This window comes from Ferroplasma sp. Type II (assembly GCF_000496155.1).
This window is the reverse complement of record NZ_KI542770.1, coordinates 1-1,436: the sequence shown is the minus strand read 5'-3', so window position 1 is coordinate 1,436 and position 1,436 is coordinate 1. Positions and strand designations below refer to the sequence as shown.

The window sequence follows — 1,436 nt, the reverse complement described above, 5'->3', positions numbered from 1 at the left end:
TACTGAAAAAATGGCTTAAACAGGTAAATGACAAACCCGAATTTGATCTAACTGATAAGGGCGAAATAATTATGATGAGGCTTGGCGTTAAGATTCCTGTAAAAAGGAGACATGGAAGAATTTTTGCATATGGATGCAGAGACCTAACAGAAAAAGAATTTCATCTGGGAGGTTCCCTGGGTTCAGAAGTCATGAAGGCACTTATTGGAGGAGGGTTCATTTCTCTACATGAAAATTCAAGAATCATAACTGTCATAAAACCCATAAAGGATTGGATTGAGGTATGAAATACTAAATTCCAAACTTTAATTCGATTCTTTTTAATTATTCCTTACAATTCAATCAGAAAGAACACCACTGAGTTAACAACATCGATGAATTCTCTGGGAGAAATATACATTTATTCAATAAATAATAAATTAATTAAATATTTTCAGAAGTTGCCCGTGGTGTAATTTTTAAATTGTTCTAAATAATATTAATTTTTAAATATTTATCATAATTTATCATAAATTATCTGGTTCAAAGTATGGTAATACTTATGACGATTCCTAATAACCCACTAAATCTTCTTCAACAATAGAAATAATTCCCAGATGCACCACTTTTTACAGAAATATGTTAAAATGGTATGCCTTAATCTTCCATTTGCCTCTTTTTTCTTCTATTTTTTACTTTTATTTCCATAGCTTACGCTATCTTCCCCTGTTTTTTCAATGTAATCATGGTAAGTGCATTGTAGCCAAGGCAGAGAAACATTGCCTTGACCCTGTACCTTCTCACCATGGTGACGAATGTATGGCCACCATGCATGACACATTTTATTACTGAATATGGCCTCTCTCCAGGAGACCGTTTTCTCGTGATCCTGAGATTTCTTCTTATCTTCCCAACAGCAAGTGGATGGTTCCTTGCTGCCTTGTCCATGGTTGCATTTATACCTCTGCACTGTGCACCTGCGTATCCCTTGTCCCTGTAGCATGGAATTCCGGGAATGCTGAGATCAACCTGAGAATCATGGAGTGATGCTGTGGTTACCACGAACTCCCTTATGAGCGGGATATCTGTTCCCTGTACTGTATGAAGTTTATTGCCGAAGTGTGATGCTGAATTCTTCTTTGTCCATGTGCCATCCTTGGATCTTCTTGTCTTCGCGGATCTTCTCTCTTCCCTCCTGAGCCTCTTCTTTTCAGATGCCCTTATCTTTGCAGCTTTCCTCTCCTCTTTTGTCATCTTCTTCTTGCCGCCTGTACCTGCAGTCTTCCCTTTATCCGGTGCCTCTGCTGTTTTTTCTTTCGTTACCCCAGGGAGTTCAGGACCCACAGGTGGCTTCTTCTTTCCATGCTTTCCCGGATCTTCCAGCTGCTTCCATATATGCTTCCATATCTTCCTGTCTGTACCTGTACTGGAAAGCCTCTCCCTGAACAGCCATATGT

The 1,436-nt window shown here is 39.0% G+C and carries 1 protein-coding gene and 1 pseudogene; one reads left to right on the top strand and one right to left on the bottom strand.

The annotated features are described in order from the left end of the window. Nucleotides 1-287: pseudogene (locus AMDU4_RS10820) on the top strand (hypothetical protein); the annotation flags it as partial. Nucleotides 288-690: 403 nt separating this feature from the next. On the opposite strand, the gene AMDU4_RS10815 reads toward AMDU4_RS10820, so the two are convergent. Further along, nucleotides 691-1,436 (bottom strand): IS5/IS1182 family transposase (locus tag AMDU4_RS10815; protein ID WP_021788010.1); only part of this gene is annotated, 746 nt, incomplete at its 5' end.